This window comes from Psychrobacter sp. HII-4 (assembly GCF_904846595.1).
Classification (GTDB): domain Bacteria; phylum Pseudomonadota; class Gammaproteobacteria; order Pseudomonadales; family Moraxellaceae; genus Psychrobacter; species Psychrobacter celer.
This window is the reverse complement of record NZ_CAJHBJ010000031.1, coordinates 1-17,035: the sequence shown is the minus strand read 5'-3', so window position 1 is coordinate 17,035 and position 17,035 is coordinate 1. Positions and strand designations below refer to the sequence as shown.

Annotated in this window: 15 protein-coding genes; 7 read left to right on the top strand and 8 right to left on the bottom strand. The window is 46.4% G+C overall.

Annotation, left to right across the window (positions count from 1 at the left end; translation table 11 throughout):
* Nucleotides 1-347: 347 nt before the first annotated feature.
* From JMX98_RS11425 to JMX98_RS11410, 4 genes are all read left to right on the top strand, one after another.
* Nucleotides 348-1,277 (top strand): LysR substrate-binding domain-containing protein, encoded by a 930-nt coding sequence (locus tag JMX98_RS11425; RefSeq protein ID WP_201586733.1) that lies wholly within the window; start codon nucleotides 348-350, stop codon nucleotides 1,275-1,277.
* Nucleotides 1,278-1,480: 203 nt separating this feature from the next.
* Entirely contained in the window at nucleotides 1,481-4,039 is a 2,559-nt protein-coding gene (locus JMX98_RS11420) for a membrane-bound PQQ-dependent dehydrogenase, glucose/quinate/shikimate family (protein WP_201586732.1), read from the top strand.
* Nucleotides 4,040-4,320: 281 nt separating this feature from the next.
* Entirely contained in the window at nucleotides 4,321-5,322 is a 1,002-nt protein-coding gene (locus tag JMX98_RS11415; protein WP_201586731.1) for an LLM class flavin-dependent oxidoreductase, read from the top strand.
* Between the two features lie 48 nt (nucleotides 5,323-5,370).
* A complete protein-coding gene (locus JMX98_RS11410; RefSeq protein WP_158676725.1) occupies nucleotides 5,371-5,523 on the top strand; it encodes a hypothetical protein in 153 nt (50 codons plus the stop codon).
* A gap of 94 nt (nucleotides 5,524-5,617) precedes the next feature.
* Here JMX98_RS11410 and JMX98_RS11405 read toward each other — a convergent pair whose 3' ends face one another.
* The 6 genes from JMX98_RS11405 to ispF form a co-directional block, all read right to left on the bottom strand.
* A complete protein-coding gene (locus JMX98_RS11405) occupies nucleotides 5,618-6,577 on the bottom strand; it encodes an AEC family transporter (RefSeq protein ID WP_201586729.1) in 960 nt (319 codons plus the stop codon).
* 153 nt (nucleotides 6,578-6,730) lie between these two features.
* On the bottom strand, nucleotides 6,731-6,838 hold the full coding sequence (locus JMX98_RS11400) for a ChaB family protein (protein WP_201586727.1): 108 nt from the start codon (nucleotides 6,836-6,838) through the stop codon (nucleotides 6,731-6,733).
* A gap of 180 nt (nucleotides 6,839-7,018) precedes the next feature.
* Nucleotides 7,019-8,914 (bottom strand): tRNA uridine-5-carboxymethylaminomethyl(34) synthesis enzyme MnmG, encoded by a 1,896-nt coding sequence (mnmG, locus tag JMX98_RS11395; protein WP_201586725.1) that lies wholly within the window; start codon nucleotides 8,912-8,914, stop codon nucleotides 7,019-7,021.
* Nucleotides 8,915-9,191: 277 nt separating this feature from the next.
* Nucleotides 9,192-9,719 (bottom strand): hypothetical protein, encoded by a 528-nt coding sequence (locus JMX98_RS11390; RefSeq protein ID WP_201586723.1) that lies wholly within the window; start codon nucleotides 9,717-9,719, stop codon nucleotides 9,192-9,194.
* A gap of 183 nt (nucleotides 9,720-9,902) precedes the next feature.
* Entirely contained in the window at nucleotides 9,903-10,253 is a 351-nt protein-coding gene (gene grxD / locus JMX98_RS11385; protein ID WP_075102413.1) for a Grx4 family monothiol glutaredoxin, read from the bottom strand.
* Nucleotides 10,254-10,424: 171 nt separating this feature from the next.
* Nucleotides 10,425-10,919 (bottom strand): 2-C-methyl-D-erythritol 2,4-cyclodiphosphate synthase, encoded by a 495-nt coding sequence (ispF, locus tag JMX98_RS11380; protein WP_201586722.1) that lies wholly within the window; start codon nucleotides 10,917-10,919, stop codon nucleotides 10,425-10,427.
* A gap of 152 nt (nucleotides 10,920-11,071) precedes the next feature.
* Here ispF and mnmA point away from each other — a divergent pair, with 152 nt between their 5' ends.
* Both mnmA and purB read left to right on the top strand, forming a co-directional pair.
* Complete coding sequence (mnmA, locus tag JMX98_RS11375; protein ID WP_227680153.1) at nucleotides 11,072-12,301, top strand: tRNA 2-thiouridine(34) synthase MnmA; 1,230 nt, start codon at nucleotides 11,072-11,074, stop codon at nucleotides 12,299-12,301.
* Nucleotides 12,302-12,584: 283 nt separating this feature from the next.
* Nucleotides 12,585-13,976, top strand: a complete 1,392-nt coding sequence (gene purB, locus JMX98_RS11370) for an adenylosuccinate lyase (RefSeq protein ID WP_201586721.1) — start codon at nucleotides 12,585-12,587, stop codon at nucleotides 13,974-13,976.
* 33 nt (nucleotides 13,977-14,009) lie between these two features.
* Here the strand turns inward: purB and JMX98_RS11365 are convergent, their stop codons facing one another.
* Nucleotides 14,010-15,086: an RNA-guided endonuclease InsQ/TnpB family protein gene (locus JMX98_RS11365; protein WP_201586720.1), complete on the bottom strand. Its 1,077-nt coding sequence runs from the start codon at nucleotides 15,084-15,086 to the stop codon at nucleotides 14,010-14,012.
* Nucleotides 15,087-15,367: 281 nt separating this feature from the next.
* Nucleotides 15,368-15,562, bottom strand: a complete 195-nt coding sequence (locus tag JMX98_RS11360) for an NF038104 family lipoprotein (RefSeq protein WP_100749484.1) — start codon at nucleotides 15,560-15,562, stop codon at nucleotides 15,368-15,370.
* Between the two features lie 133 nt (nucleotides 15,563-15,695).
* Between JMX98_RS11360 and JMX98_RS11355 the strand changes: the two genes are divergently transcribed.
* Nucleotides 15,696-16,868 carry a cupin domain-containing protein gene (locus JMX98_RS11355; protein ID WP_201586719.1) on the top strand — a complete coding sequence of 391 codons (1,173 nt, stop codon included), beginning with the start codon at nucleotides 15,696-15,698 and terminating at the stop codon, nucleotides 16,866-16,868.
* Nucleotides 16,869-17,035: the final 167 nt, after the last annotated feature.

Sequence of the window (17,035 nt, the reverse complement as noted above, 5' to 3'; positions counted from 1 at the left end):
GAGCTGGCAAGTAAATCGAATATTGAGGCTTTATGTTGTCCCTTTATCAATCACTGTATCCCTTTACCGCTTCTACCTTACTTTATTGTTAATCATATTTCTTATTCAACGCCGTATCTTGCTTCTCTAAACAGTTCTTTATCGCAAATACGGTATGACAGCTAACAATGTGACGAAAATTTATATATTCACAACCTATGTTTACAGCATATATTCATAATTATCATAATTTGATAGCTATTTATTATATACAAGAATAATAACTTTGTTTTACACTAGGCCGTATTCGTACGTTTTCATTTTTATATACAGGCAGGGTCTGTGTATTTATACAATAGGATTTAGTTATGGCAATCGACGTAGTGGTCAATCAGCGACATCTACAAATTCAGCTTAAACAGTTGGAAACGGTGTGGCACACGGTGATTAATGGCTATAACTTAAGCCAGGCTGCGACCGTACTACACACCAGTCAATCGAGCTTATCCAAACATATTGCCGCGCTCGAAAACCAGCTCAAGACCGACGTGTTTATCCGTCAAGGCAAACGGCTGACTGGACTGACGGCTATGGGTACGGCGCTGATGCCGCATATTGAGTCTATCTTTGCTGAAATCCGCACCATCGAAAACCTAAGTCTGGATTTTAATAATCCAAATATCGGTACTTTGACAATTGCCACCACGCACACGCAAGCCAGATACGTACTGCCAAAAGTGGTCAAAGAGTTCAAAGAGCGATTTCCAAAAGTCAACTTGATCTTGCAGCAAGCGGATCCTGAGACCATCGCGCAGATGGTCATTCGTGGGCAGGCCGATATTGGTATTGCAACGGAGTCATTGCTCCATAATAACTACCTACGCTGTTATCGTTATTATGACTGGACACACCGCGTCATCGTACCAAGCGATCATGAGCTTGCAGGCTTAGAGTCCATTGATCTGCCGACGCTGGCCAGCTATCCGATTGTGACTTACCATGGCGGCTTTACCGGTCGCGGCGCTATCGACAAGACCTTTAACAATGCTGGTCTTGAGCCTGATATCGTTTTGGCCGCGCTCGATGCCGACGTGATTAGCACTTACGTGGATCTAGGGCTGGGCATTGGGATCATCGCCGAGATGGCGTTTGAGCCCAGTCACTATCAAAACCTAACCGCCATCCCCGTCGATCATTTTGGACGGTTTACCAGTTGGATGGCAGTACGCGATGATGCTGAGATTCGCCAATACGGTCGTGCCTTTATGGAGCTGTGTCAGAAACAATTTGACAACTAAACAAAGCGGCTAGAGCGCCTGTCCTACCTTACGCCACCTTTACCGAGCTTATGCATAAGTGATAAAATACAGTCTCAAACGTTATTCAACGTTTGATTTCTTTTTTTATTTCTGCATGTATTGCTGGACACCTAGACATCGATTTGTACTGAGTGTCGACCACTGCATGTCTATTTGCTTCTATGTAACAGGTGATACCGCTCATGGAAAAACTCGTAGCGATCATTATGGCAGTTTTTGCCGCCCCTTTGCTTATTGGCGGCGCTTATCTGCTCTCTTTAGGCGGTAGTCCTTACTATCTTTTTGCTGGCGCAGCGATGCTTGCGACCGCTTTTTTGTTGTTCAAAAAACATTGGAGTGCTTACGGCCTCTACGCTCTTTTCATCGTCATAACGATGGTTTGGGCACTGTGGGAATCTGGATTTTACTGGTGGGCGCTGGCAACTCGCTTGGGTTTCCCACTAATATTTGGTTTATTAATGCTTTTACCGTGGGTCTCTAAGAAGATGCACGGGAAACACGCTCAAGTAACAACCACAAACAACGTTAAGAAAAGTCCTCTTTATTATTGGGGCTTGCTCGCTAGTGTGGTGGTCGGTGCGCTACTCTCTTTTGGTAGCTTAGCAAACAACGCTACAGATAAATTGGGCGAGCTCGATTTAACTGCCAAAGATGACGGCGATCAAAATGCCACTTCTACCAACCTTGGCGACCCATTATCCACTGGTGAGCAAACACCAGATGGCGAATGGAGCGCGTATGGTCGTACTGACTATGGCCAACGCTATTCTCCTCTGGCTCAAATCAACACAGAGAATGTCAAAGATTTAGAACTCGCTTGGCAAATCCAAACAGGCGATATCAAAGGTCCTAATGACGTTGGTGAAACCACTTATCAAGCAACCCCACTAAAGATCGGCAACGCTCTTTATATGTGTACGCCGCATAACTGGGTGCTAGCATTAGATGCCGACTCTGGTGAGACTCTATGGAAGTTCGATCCTAAGGTTGGCGAAAACCTCCAACGTCAGCATCAAACTTGCCGCGGTGTCTCTTATTACGCTGGTCAAGCTGGTACAAACAGCACTACGCCAGCAGCTAATGCTAATACCGAGACAGCTAGCAATAGCGCCGTCAGTGACACCACTGATAATAACGTAGTAGCGGCTAATAAACCGGCTGCGACTGGCGATACATTGGTGCAAAAAATTGCTGGAAATACCTTTGAAAATCCTTCCAAGCAATGCGATGCCAAGATCTTTATCCCAACTTCTGATGCCAAGCTATATGCCCTCGATCCAAAAACAGGACAACGCTGTCAAGACTTTGGTGAAGATGGTGCATTAGATTTGATGCACAATATGCCGTTCCAGCAAGCAGGCTACTATTACTCAACATCTGCCCCAGTGGTTGCAGGTGGCGTTATTATTGTCGCTGGTGCTGTTAACGACAACTACGATGTAAACTCACCCTCTGGTGTGATCCGTGCTTATGACGTGAATACTGGCGAGCTTATGTGGAACTGGGATTCAGGCGATCCTGACAACACAGCCCCTTTTGATGTCAATGATCCAACTCAAGTCTATCGCACCAGCTCGCCAAACTCATGGTCGACTGCCAGTGCTGATGAAGAGCTTGGCTTGGCCTACTTCCCAATGGGCAATCGCACGCCCGATCAGCTCGGTAGCTATCGTAATGCTGCTGAAGAAAAGTATGCAACCTCTGTGGTCGCACTAGATCTGAAAACTGGTGAAGCGCGCTGGGTACAGCAGTTTGTCCATCATGATCTCTGGGATATGGATACGCCTGCGCAGCCAACATTGCTTGACTTAAATACCGCTGATGGTGTCCAGCCTGCATTGGTGGTACCGACTAAACAAGGCGATGTCTACGTCTTGAACCGTGCCACAGGCGAGCCTATTGTACCTATCAAAGAACGTGATGCACCGCAAGGCTATCTCATTGCTGGTGAACATGCATCGCCTACACAGCCTTACTCTGGCTTGAGCTTTGCGCCTGAGAAACTGACTGAAAAAGATATGTGGGGCGCAAGTCTCATCGATCAGATGATGTGCCGTATTGAGTTCAACAAACTCAACTACGACGGCCGCTACACGCCACCATCAACCAACGGTACGTTAGTCTATCCTGGTAACTTTGGTACCTTTAACTGGGGCGGACTCGCTGTTGATCCTGAAAATGGCGTGATGTTCGGCATGCCAACTTACCTTGCCTTTACCTCAAAACTCATCCCTAAAGACACACTTGGCGATGTTGAGACCAATAAAGGTGAACAAGGTGTGAATGCCAATGAAGGCGCAGACTATGCGGTAGAGATGGGACCATTCTTATCACCACTTGGTGTACCTTGTCAGCAGCCACCATGGGGTACGATCGCAGGTGCTGATCTGGCCACAGGCGAGATTGCGTATCAGCGCAAAAACGGTACTGTACAGGACTTATCTCCTATTCCAATCAAGTTTGAATTGGGGGTTCCTGGTATTGGTGGACCTATCATCACTAAAGGTGGCGTGGCATTCTTGTCAGCAGCAACAGAAAACAACTTCCGAGCTTATGATCTAAAGAATGGCGATGTCCTATGGAATGTTCGTATTCCAGCAGGTGGTCAGGCTACACCTATGACCTACTTGAACTCTAAAGGTGAGCAGATGGTGGTATTGGTAGCTGGTGGACATGGTTCAGTAGGTACGAAGATTGGTGATTATGTTGTGGCTTATAAGCTTGGCGATCAAGCCAAATAAGTGATTTGAATAACTTACCATTTACATAATGTCATTTCAAAAAAGCAGGTAACTTAGGTTGCCTTCTTTTTTTATGTGCGACTGGTTTTGTTATACAAATACTTTTGATATAGATATTTTTGATAGCAAGCTTATCAGCAGCCTTATCTTTTGCTAGCTATACCTACTACCCACTAATGGCGCTTTGTTATGAATTATTACTGCTTGGTCATACGGCTTGAAATCGATATCAATAACAAGCATATCAAGAGAAAATAATTAATCACTCTACTGGATAATTTATGAATAACAAAATTCCTTTATCGTTTTTGGATCTCGCACCAGTACCTGAAGGCCATACCATCGCTGAAGGCATCGCCCAAACGGTACAAACCGCGCAGCAAGCAGAGAAGTCTGGCTTAAACCGTTACTGGATGGCAGAGCATCATAATATGCCAGGTATCGCTAGTGCAGCGACCTCAGTCCTACTGTCACATATCGGTAGCCAAACCAAGCGTATCCGTATTGGTGCAGGCGGCGTGATGCTACCAAATCATGCACCGCTCGTTATCGCTGAGCAATTTGGCACATTGCAGGCATTGTACGGAGACCGCGTTGATTTAGGCTTGGGCCGAGCGCCGGGTACTGATGGCGCGACTTTTCAGGCGCTGCGCCGTAAGATGAAAGATGCTGAGCGCTTCCCGCAAGACGTCCAAGAGCTGATGTACTTTTTGGGCAATGATACAGATGGCAGTCCAGTACAGGCATTCCCCGGTGCCAAATCAGGCATTCCTATTTGGATATTAGGTTCATCTTTATTTGGCGCAACCTTAGCGGCGCACTTAGGGTTACCGTATGTGTTTGCCTCTCATTTTGCTCCGCAAATGCTCGGACAAGCCATTGATACTTACCGTGAGCAGTTCAAGCCGTCTGCCTATTTAGATAAGCCTTATGTCATGCTGGCGGCAAATCTATTACTCGCTGATGATGACGAAACTGCCGAATATCACTTTACCTCAGCACAGCAGAGCTTTGTACGTTTGCGCCGCGGGGAGACAGGTCAGATGCCAAAGCCTACTCATGATATGGATAGTATCTGGAGCCAAGCTGAAAAAATGATGGTAGATAATGCACTTTCCGTCTCATTTATTGGTTCTGTCGAGACAGTCAAGCCAAAGCTGACGGCATTTTTGGCAAGATATCAGCCAGATGAGCTAATCGTCACGGCCAACATCTATGATCAAGCAGCGCGTTTGCGTTCACTTGAACTTACACCTGAGCTAAATTTGTTTACTTTACAATAAGATGGGACTCTTGCATAATTATTGATAAACCACTATGAGATCATACTTATGGAACCCTCTGCTTTTATTGGTTCATCGATATTTTTGTACATTGCAGCATTTATTGCCGTGATGGTCGTTGGCGGTTATCTGACGTATCGCACCAGCCCTAAGCGTAAGCAGCGCCGAGAAGAAAAGCGTAACCGAGACAATATAAATTGACATTACCCCCCTTTTTTCAAAATAGAAAAAAGGGGGTTTTTAGTATTACAACGACCAGTTGACGCTATGTCCAACAAAGCACTGACTATATAAGCTACATCAGACCAAGCGCACGTAAGGCGGCCGCCCCAATCGCCATACCAAACATCCCCACCACTGTCGTAAAGGCCAAAATATTGGCCGCCAATATGTCATTACCCCCCATCGCTTTTGCCATCACGTAGCTGGCGGCGGCGGTTGGTGACGCCACCATCAAGAATAACACGCCCATATGCACCCCTGACAGCCCAAAGCTCAGTCCAACGGCGATAGCAACGATAGGCGCTATCACAATACGGCCAATACTTGCCTGCATGGACAAGCCCGATGGATGCAGCATCGATTTCAAATCAATACTAGCACCAGCGCAAATCAGTGCTAGCGGCAATGCAACCGCTGCTAATAGATCACCCGTTGTATGAATGACGCCTGTAAGCGGTGGCAATGGCAATGCCTTATAAGCGAATGCTGATAGCAATGCCAAAATAAGTGGGTTGGTAAAAACTTTTTTGAGGATCATCGTGCTGCGGCTAATCAATGTGTCATCCACACTTTTGGAGACACGGCTCAAAGTGATGACCGCTAAAATATTAAACAATATAGTCACCACACCCATATAAACAGCGCCGATACTCAAGCCGCGCTCACCATAGGCGTTTGCCACAGTCGCTAAGCCAATGATTGCCATATTGCTACGAAAGACGCCTTGGACAAAAACCCCTTGATCGATGGGCCGACTGACAAAACGCTTGGCATAGAGCTCTGCACCGACAAACAAAATAAAGGTCACGACAATACCTGCCCCGATCAGCGTGATTTGCTTAGCATAGTCCACTTCACTGTCGACCACACTAAAAAAAAGCAAACACGGCAAGCAGTAATTAAACACAAAGCTTGAGGCCTGATCGATAAAAACCTGACTGGCCTCACCGCGCCTTTGCATAAAAAACCCCAACCCCATCAGCGCTAAGTTAGGTAAGACAATGGTAATCGCAAAAATGATGGCTTCTATCATAAAAAAACTCAAAAAACACCATAGACGCACAGCAGTACGCTTGCCGCCATGCCTCTATATCAGGTAATAAGGTGACTAGAAAATCAGATAAACGCCTAATCTAGCATAAAATCGGCTGACATTTGGTCTATCGCAATGCAGCTGTAGTCAATCCTACATAAAACTTGCACTATTAAATGCCGCAAGAAATATCTCTTGTCCGTGTTTGGGTAGATGATCTTTTACTGCCGCTGGCAGCTCTGATAAGGTATTGTAAAGCATAATCGCACTCCTTTTTGTCATTAATTGGCTTCATTGCCGATACAGTATTCTACCTGCTATTTTTGCTGTCGCCAAAAACCGCCAAGCCCTTAGTAACAAAAAACCCATAATGACAAATCATTATGGGTGTTAGGGCGAGCCTCTTGCCGTCTTATATTGAATGACAAATCTGTGTCATCATCAAACGCTAAGCGTCGCCTGTGCTTTTTTTTGTTTTTTGACCGTCATAGCCAGCAGCTGAACCGCCGCCGGCGTCACACCGCTGATGCGACCAGCTTGACCCAGCGTCGCAGGCCGTACTTGCGATAGCTTTTGTACGATCTCATTTGATAAGCCTGAGACCACACTATAATCAAAATCCATCGGTAATGCCGTACTCTCCAAACGCTTCATTTGCTCAATCTCTTCGGATTGACGGTCAATATAGCCGGCGTATTTGACCGAGATTTCTATCTGCTCGCCTACTTGCTCATCGACTTGCGAGTCAGTCATCGCAGCAATATCCGCAAAGTGAATCTGCGGACGTTTTAGTAAGTCAAACGCCGTGGCTTCTTTGGATAAAACCTCACCGGTTTGCTCAGTAAGTTTTTTTCCAAGGGCATTGGCAGGCGTGGCCCACATGTCTTTTAGACGAGCAGATTCGGTGGCGATGGCATCCATTTTGTCTTGATATGCTTGCCAGCGAGCGTCATCAACCAAACCGAGCTTGCGGCCCGTCTCGGTCAAGCGCTGATCGGCGTTGTCCTCACGCAAGAGCAAACGATATTCAGCACGGCTGGTAAACATACGATACGGCTCTTTGGTACCGTGGGTGATGAGATCGTCGACAAGTACGCCCAGATACGCCTCATCACGGCGCGGTGTCCACGTCTCAAACTCACTATTATTGGTGGTGACGAGTGCCGCGTTAGTACCAGCCAGCAGCCCCTGCACGCCCGCTTCTTCATAACCTGTGGTACCGTTGATTTGCCCTGCAAAGTACAAGCGATCAATGGATTTGGTCTCAAGCGTGGGCTTTAGGCTTTGTGGATTGAAGTAGTCGTATTCGATGGCATACCCTGGACGGGTGATGTGTGCATTCTCAAGCCCTTTCATACTATGAATAAACTCTAACTGCACATCAAATGGCAAGCTGGTTGAGATACCATTTGGATACAACTCATGTGTGGTCAGGCCTTCAGGCTCGATGAAGATTTGATGACTGTCTTTATCCGCAAAACGATGAATTTTGTCTTCGATAGACGGGCAATAACGCGGGCCTACGCCTTCGATTTTGCCAGAAAACATCGGCGAGCGATCAAGGTTTTCGCGGATGATGTCATGGGTACGCGCATTTGTGTGGGTGATATAGCAATTGACTTGCTCAGGATGCATAGAGACCTCACCCATATAGCTCATTACGGGTAGCGGTGTATCACCCGGCTGTACCGTCATAACGCTAAAATCCACCGTACGCGCATCGATACGCGCAGGTGTGCCTGTCTTTAAGCGGCCGACTGGCAGTTTGAGCTCACGCAAGCGGTCAGCCAGCTTGATAGAAGGCTGGTCTCCTGCGCGGCCACCTTTTGCGTTTTCAAGTCCGATATGAATGACACCGCCCAAAAACGTCCCTGACGTCAGAACGACTGTTTCTGTCTTGAAAACAATACCTGTCGAGGTAACCACCGCTGTCGCACGGCCATTTTCTACTAAGATATCATCGGCCGCTTGTTGAAATAAATCAAGATTGGGCTGGTTCTCAAGCGTATGACGAATGGCGGCTTTATAAAGAATACGATCCGCTTGTGCGCGCGTGGCACGTACAGCAGCACCCTTACGGCTATTTAACACCCGAAACTGAATACCCGCCTTGTCGGTTGCCAATGCCATCGCACCACCTAACGCATCTATCTCACGTACTAGGTGCGACTTGCCAATACCGCCAATCGCGGGGTTACAGCTCATTTGTCCGAGCGTCTCAATATTATGAGTGAGTAGCAAGGTCTGCGCGCCCATACGTGCGGCTGCCAGCGCAGCTTCTGTGCCAGCATGACCACCACCGATCACTATCACGTCGTAATGTTTTGGGTATTGCATGTATGCCTCACTTGACTCATAACGCGGCCCTCGCTCACTACTTTTTTGTCACGTAGCAAACGCCCAGCCCACAAACGTCAGTCGAATTAAAATCGAAGAAAAAATAAAAAGAGACAACGGCTCAGATAAGCCGCTGATCAGGGAGTAGATGACCCACTATTATAACAATTTTTTGATGTGTAAAAAATGCTCAAACAAAAACTATTTATAGCAAATAACTGAGGAAGCCAAAGTAAATAATTACCGCTTACTTACTCATAAAGCCGTATAAATGCCATTACTCTATGCTATTGCCAGGGCTTAGTGGCACGATACGATCTTTTCGACTACTGCCAAGCATATGGCGACTGCCATAGCCTTCTGGATTGATTTGCAAATACGCGTTCATTTGTCCAATCGCCTCACCATCGTTGCTGGCCAAGATAGTCTCTTTAATATGATCGACAGGCGGTAACGGCAGATTTTTGAGTAAGGCCAAACGCTGCGTATTGTCGCCTTTATTGACGACTAGCTCAATCAGCTGGCGCGCATCGATGGGCAAATCAGGCGTGTTTTGTGCCAACAAGGCCAAGTGATAAGCACCTGCTGCGTCTTGATCGGCCACGATACGCTGCTCAATAGCGATATAAGTCGCTTCAGTGGCACCGCCTGCCACACTGAGCTGATGGATACACTTAAGTGCCGAGTGTGGCTCATTATTCGCCATATCCATCAGACGCTGCGACTCAGCTTTTAAATGCTCGCGGCGCTTTTCAATAGCGGCTTGCTCATTTTGCGGGGCGGTGCTTTTTTCAGGATGATTCATAAGTATCTCTTATTATTAAAATGGCGTTTATCCTAAGCCCTATATGGGGCCAAAACCGCTAAAAACAATGCAAAGTGCCGCATCACGCCCACAAAAAACCCGAGCCGTGCGTAGGCAGACTCGGGTCTTGGACAGATGTTGCGCCGTTACAGAGACCTTAGCGGCCACATCTTCATACAGATATTACGCTGCAGGGCTGTTGGCTTCAACCAATGGCTTAAGCTCACCTGATTGATACATCTCTAAAATAATATCTGAGCCGCCCATCAGCTCGCCATTGATCCATAACTGCGGAAACGTAGGCCAGTTGGCAATCTTAGGCAAGGTCGCACGAATCTCAGGGTTTTCTAAAATATTCACAAAGGCAAATGGACGGCCGATTTGCGTCAAGACCTCGATCGAGCGTGCAGAAAAGCCGCACTGCGGAAATTGTGGCGTACCTTTCATATAGATAAGGACTTTGTTGTCACGGATCTGATCACGAATCAATTGTTCGACATCGTTTGCAGCGGTGTTTGGGGTTTGCTCACTCATAAAAGCTCCTATCGTATTAGTAGGGTGATTAAAATAGCAGGGTTATTAAAAATATTGCTTAGCGTTATGTGCTACATGGGGTAGAGATAACTTTATTGCAAGCCATTTTGAAGACTTATTCTAAATCCTTAACAATGGCTTATTAAAGGTCACTATAAAAGCCCCTAACGATTAGGACTTATCAGCCAATAAAAGGACGACAGCACTTGCCATAATGCCCTCTTGACGACCGGCGAATCCTAGCTTTTCAGTAGTCGTGGCTTTGACACTGATGTTACTGACATCAGTTTGCAAATCGCTGGCAATATTGTCATGCATCGCTTGATTATGGGGAGCAAGCTTAGGGCGCTCACACATCACGGTGATATCGACATTGCCCACTTTGTATCCTGCATCGACTATTTTGCTATAGACATAACGTAGCAGCACTCTTGAATCAAGGCCAGCATGCGCGGCATCAGTATCAGGGAAGTGCTGCCCGATATCGCCGAGCGCCAATGCGCCCAGTAGCGCGTCAGCAAGTGCGTGTAGCACCACATCACCGTCTGAGTGCGCAAGCAAGCTATGGGTGTGCTCAATCGGCACGCCAGCTAATATGACATATTGTTGCTGTTCACCATTGTTATGAAAAGCATGAACGTCAATACCTTGACCAATTTTTATCATTGTTTATCCAAAATTTTATTCAACATAAGCGAAACTTTTATGAAAGCATCTAAGCTATTTTTAAAACTAGAAATTAGCTCGATAAGCATTGATTTTTAATTCAATGCTATAATATAGCGCCTATGTTATCACAAATTGTTGAGCGCTCTGTTATGCCAGTTACATCAGCCACGCAAAATTTATCCAGTCAAGCTACTACGATCACTCACCATCGCCCTCTAAACTTAGCCGACATCGATAGCCCAAACACGAAGCGGGTCATCGTTGGTATGTCAGGCGGTGTCGACTCTTCGGTATCTGCCGTTCTTTTGCAGCAAGCAGGCTTTATCGTTGAAGGTCTGTTTATGAAAAACTGGGAAGAAGATGACGGCACCGAATACTGCACAGCCATGGACGATCTTGCCGACGCGCAAGCGGTCTGTGACAAAATCGGTATCAAGCTGCACACCGCCAACTTTGCGATGGAATACTGGGATCGCGTGTTCGAACATTTTTTAGCTGAATATAAAGCCGGACGCACGCCTAACCCTGATATTTTATGCAATAAAGAAATCAAATTTAAGGCGTTTTTGGACTATGCGCTGACGCTTGGGGCTGATTATATCGCCACCGGTCACTATACGCGCCGCAGTGTCAACTATAGCAACGCTGATGGCACAGAAGTTGCCCAGCTACTGCGCGGCCTTGATAACAACAAGGACCAAAGTTACTTCTTGCATGCGGTCGGCGGTGACAAAATCGCGCAGACCTTGTTCCCTGTGGGTGAGTTAGAAAAACCTGAAGTACGCCGCATCGCAGAAGAGCATGATTTAGTGACCGCGAAGAAAAAAGACTCAACCGGTATTTGCTTTATCGGTGAGCGCCGCTTTAAGGATTTTTTGCAGCAATACTTACCTGCGCAAAAAGGCGATATCGTCACCGACGATGGCCATATCATCGGTACGCATGATGGGCTGATGTACTATACTTTAGGTCAGCGCGGCGGCATCGGTATCGGCGGAGTCAAAGACCGCCCTGAGGAGCCTTGGTTTGTACTGGCAAAAGATTTGGCCAAAAACCGTCTAATCGTCGGTCAAGGTCACGAGCATCCTATGCTGATGAGTAATGAGCTGCAAGCGTACAAACTCGACTGGGTCGATGGTGCTGCACCCAAAGCTGTTTTTACTAGCGAAGGTTTAAGCTGTATGGCAAAGACACGCTATCGCCAGCCAGATCAGGCCTGCCGTGTGTTTGCGACAAATACTGACGGTAGCGAGGTGCGCGTGGTCTTTGATGAGCCGCAGCGCGCAGTGACGCCGGGTCAGTCTGCGGTGTTTTATATCGATGAGGTTTGTTTGGGCGGCGGTGTGATTGAATCTATTGATGCGCCATGCGGTTTTTAGATAGGGTTTAATTTTTGACAAGCGGCAGTAGCAACCGTTACTGCTCCGCTTGTCATGTCGTCCGTTCGCGTTTGGATTATGATCCTCAATCGTTTTTGACTCCTCTCTCTATTCAATTTCTCCCAAATCTATTGACGTTGATATCTGTCTTTGACGTACTATTAATTCGTGGGAAATATCGCTGACACTCCTTTTTTGCATCAGTTTTTGCTATAATTGCGCCACCAAAATTTACTGCTGTCGTAAGCAGTCATTCACTTTCTGTTCACTCAAAGGCGATACCATGACCCCACTTACCGCTCTCTCCCCAATCGATGGCCGTTATGCTTCAAAAGCTGACAGCTTACGTCCTTATCTTTCTGAGTTTGGTCTTATTAAAGCGCGTGTCACCGTTGAGGTCCGCTGGTTACAGTCTTTAGCAGATAATGATGCCATCGGTGAATTATCACCGTTTGATGCAGATACCAACGCCTTTTTGAATAGTATCGTTGATGATTTTAGTGAAAGTGACGCGCAGGCGATTAAAGATATTGAGGCGACGACTAATCACGACGTCAAAGCGGTTGAGTACTTTATCAAAGATAAGTTTCGCGGCAATCAGCAGTTAGAGGACAGCCTAGAGTTCATCCATTTTGCTTGTACCAGTGAAGATATTAACAATTTGTCTTATGCGCTTATGCTCAAAGACAGCCGCGAGCTTGTGGTTGCTAAAATGCAGCAAGTGACCGATAGCATTGTTGACTTGGCGATTACTCACGCTGATCAGCCCATGCTGTCACGTACACATGGTCAAACTGCTAGCCCAACGACGCTAGGTAAAGAGATGGCCAATGTCGCTTATCGCTTAGCTCGTCAAATCAAGCAAGTTGGACAAGTCGAGCTACTCGGTAAAATCAATGGCGCAGTCGGCAATTACAACGCTCACCTATCAGCCTATCCTGATGTAGATTGGCAGACCCATGCTGAGCAGTTTATCACTGAGCGCCTTGAGCTGACTTTTAACCCTTATACCACTCAGATCGAGCCGCATGACTATATCGCTGAATTGTTTGATGCGGTCAAACGCTTTAATACTATATTAATCGATTTTAACCGTGACATTTGGCAATATATTAGCTTAGGCTATTTTAAGCAGCGCCTAAAAGACGGCGAAGTCGGTTCATCTACCATGCCGCACAAGGTCAATCCGATTGACTTCGAAAACTCCGAAGGCAACTTAGGCGTGGCCAATGCCATGCTAGCGCACTTAGGCGAAAAGCTGCCTATCTCGCGTATGCAGCGTGATTTGTCAGATTCTACAGTACTGCGTAATATCGGTGTCGGTCTGGCGCAAAGTATGATTGCTTATGATGCTTGCCTAAAAGGTGTAGGCAAATTAGAGGTCAATCCTCAGCGCTTAAACGATGACTTGGATCAGGCACAAGAAGTCTTGGCAGAGCCGATCCAAACGGTCATGCGCCGCTACCGTGTCGAAAACCCATACGAGAAGCTCAAAGCCTTGACTCGCGGTAATGCCATGACGCGTGAAGCCATGCTCACCTTTGTAGAGAGCGATGAGTTGGCTGCTGTCTCAGATAGCGACAAAGCAAGCCTGCGCGAGCTGACGCCAGCTACTTATACGGGTAATGCTGCTGAGCAAGCACGCGCTATCAAAGACTGGATAGCAAAGCTTTGACTTCCTCCCCTCCCTAAACGGAGGGGATTCCTACTAAAGACGGCCAAGCCCGACCGCGAGAATGTTTTTTGCTCCATTAACATCTCTGTTATGGGTCGTTTTACAAGAACGACAAAACCACTCTCTTATACCAAGACCTGATCTACCTTTCGGACTGTCTTGGCGGGAGCCGCAACACGAGCAGGTTTGGGTGCTGTACGCTTCATTGACTTCGATATACTGGCAACCTGCGTTCGCGCATTTGTAATCCAGTTGCCGCTTAATCTCAAACCAACCTGCGTCATAGACGGATTTGGCCAGTTTGGATGAAGTGAATGATGTTGATTTAATCTTTCCAACAACGATTAAGTTGTTGGCTTTGACCAATTTATTGGTAAATTTATGGATTAAGTCTTGGCGGGTATTTTTAATCTTGGCATGTATCGCACGGACCCGTTTTTTATTCTTGGCTCTTTGGGCGATGGCCAGTTTTTCGGCGTATTGATGGGTGACTTTGATTTGTAGCTGATCATCATCGCTACTGACCGCTGAATCCTTGCAGCCTAGATCAATACCGACTTGGCCATCACCGCAGTTGGTTTTTGGAAATTCTTTGACGGTGACACAAGCATACCAATGACCACGATTGTCTTGTACCAGCTCACAGGTGTTGATGCTATAGAGCGAGAGATTATAGCTGTCCCATACATCAATAATCAGCTTTTGGCGGTTAGCGAGGCTAAATTGCAGGGTGCTTTTTAAAGACTTTTTACCGCTTTGGCGCGTACTGATATGCTTAATGGCTGTTTTTTTAAAGGGAATCCAGCCCAAGCTTCTTCTCTTGGCCTTTGGGTTGTTGGTACGCCAGTTGAGTTTGGCTTTTTTAAACTGTTTACGGGATTTAGCGTGAACCTCACCAATCGCTTGCAAGGTTTGGCTGTGCAAGTTTAAATACTCGCCACTGCCTTTGGTATAAGCGGCCAAGTCATAAGCTGAAAAGAATTTGCCTGTACGCTTAAGATGTTTAAAACTAAGCTCATTGACGTAATTCCAGACAAAATTAACCGACCCAGCCAAGATATTAAGCTGAGCAGTATGTTTGTCTTTGATGCGTAGCTTGAGCGTTTTCATGGATTAATTATGATCTCAATGGGTTTGGGTATCAAGGCATGTTCCATCTTAGGTGACAACGACTGATGCCTGATATTCACGCCCTAGAAGGATATAGTTTTATGGCGTTAGATGATAAAGTTTGCTAAGGTGAATTGAATACCTTAAAGCAATAGAGATAAGGCACGAATGCCTCATCTCTATTTGTTCAAACTGGCTATACATTCGCCTAAGTCCATAAAAAACAACCTTACTTTGCATGCTATGATGATCTTAAAAACTCATAGGTGATAAGTAAGGTTTTATTTTTTATCCTTTTTATCATCATCGTCATCACTATCGCCTGGTATGATAGCTTTACCGACCGCGACCGTTCCTTTGACTACGCCTTTGGTGGTTTTATAGGCGACTTTGGCAGGTACAGTGACAATTTTGTGGACACAAGCTTGTAGGACAAATACGCTGGCGATAATGACGATGAAATGCAACTTTTTCATAAACTTCCTATAATTTTAAGATAAGCCGATAGTCTTTGTATTAAGCTATCGAAAAGTCATCATAAACGATTAAAACTCTCCTATAAAGTCATCCTGACTATTAATTTTTCCTAATTTTTATATGGATTTACCAATGAGCGCTATACCCCTTTGTTTACCTGATAATATGACCCCTGAGCAATTCTTAAACGAGTATTGGCAAAAAAAGCCATTGCTGATCAAGCAAGGTCTGCCGCAACTAATCGGTATGTTTGAGCCAGAAGATATGCTCGGCCTAGCGCTTGAAGAAGAGGCCTTTGCCCGCCTGCTCACTCAAGCGGCAACTAAGACAGTCGGTGAGCCGCAGTGGCAACTCAAAAAAAGCCCCTTAAGCGAAACCGACTTTGACAACCTGCCAGCGCAGTGGACAGTCCTTGTGCAAAACCTTGAGCAATGGTCACCTGAGCTTGGGCAATTGTGGCAAGCGTTTGACTATATTCCGCAGTGGCAGCGTGATGACATTATGGTCTCTTACGCGCCTAAAGGCGGCTCGGTCGGCAAGCACTATGATGACTATGATGTGTTTTTGGCGCAAGGCTATGGCTCTCGCCGTTGGCAGCTAGGTAAATACTGTGATAAGAATACGGAGTTTGTCGCAGATGAGCCGATAAGACTGTTTGATGATATGGGCGACATCATCTTTGATGAGATATTAGAAGCGGGTGACGTGCTTTATGTGCCGCCCAAACTCTCGCATTTCGGCGTGGCGCAAGATGATTGTCTGACGTTTTCTTTTGGCTGCCGTCGTCCAAATTTGATGCAAATTATCGATAGCTTAGCGGATATCGCCACCAACGATAGCGATTTGTTTATTCCGCTGCTATTGCCGCAAGCACTACAGGCATCTGGCGCATTGCAATCAGAGAGTATCAGTGCGATCAAAGAGCAGCTCTTGCACATGCTACAGTCTGAGCGTGGTGACGATATCATTCGTCAGGCAGTATCTGAGGTGGTCAGCAAGCGTCAATATGACGCGCTGGTACCAGAGGAGACGCTGGACACAGATGAGCTGATACAGGCCTTATCAGAGGGCGCAGCGCTGCAAGCGGATTATAGCAATCGGCTGCTCTATCATAAACATGCCGGTGAACTCATCCTGTACGCTAATGGTCAACGCCTAGATGGTCTAGATACTATTGCCAAACAGACATTGCAGCGCTTGGCAGATGGTGAAGCTTTGCAGGCGGATGATGTTGCAAACATCGATCCCGATGACTTAATGGAGTGGCTGGAGAACGGCTGGGTGTGGCTTGATTATGCTGAGTAACTGCTCATTGTTTTGTACAAGTTATCTTGTATAGGCCATCTTAGGGCGTGTTGAACATTCGCAAATAGGCACTGCTGATCGCTAAAATTGTTCCAGACAAGGCACAAAGCGACGATAATGCAGATGCCTTAGCGAGATTTGTAACGCAGTATGGGGCAATTTTAGCA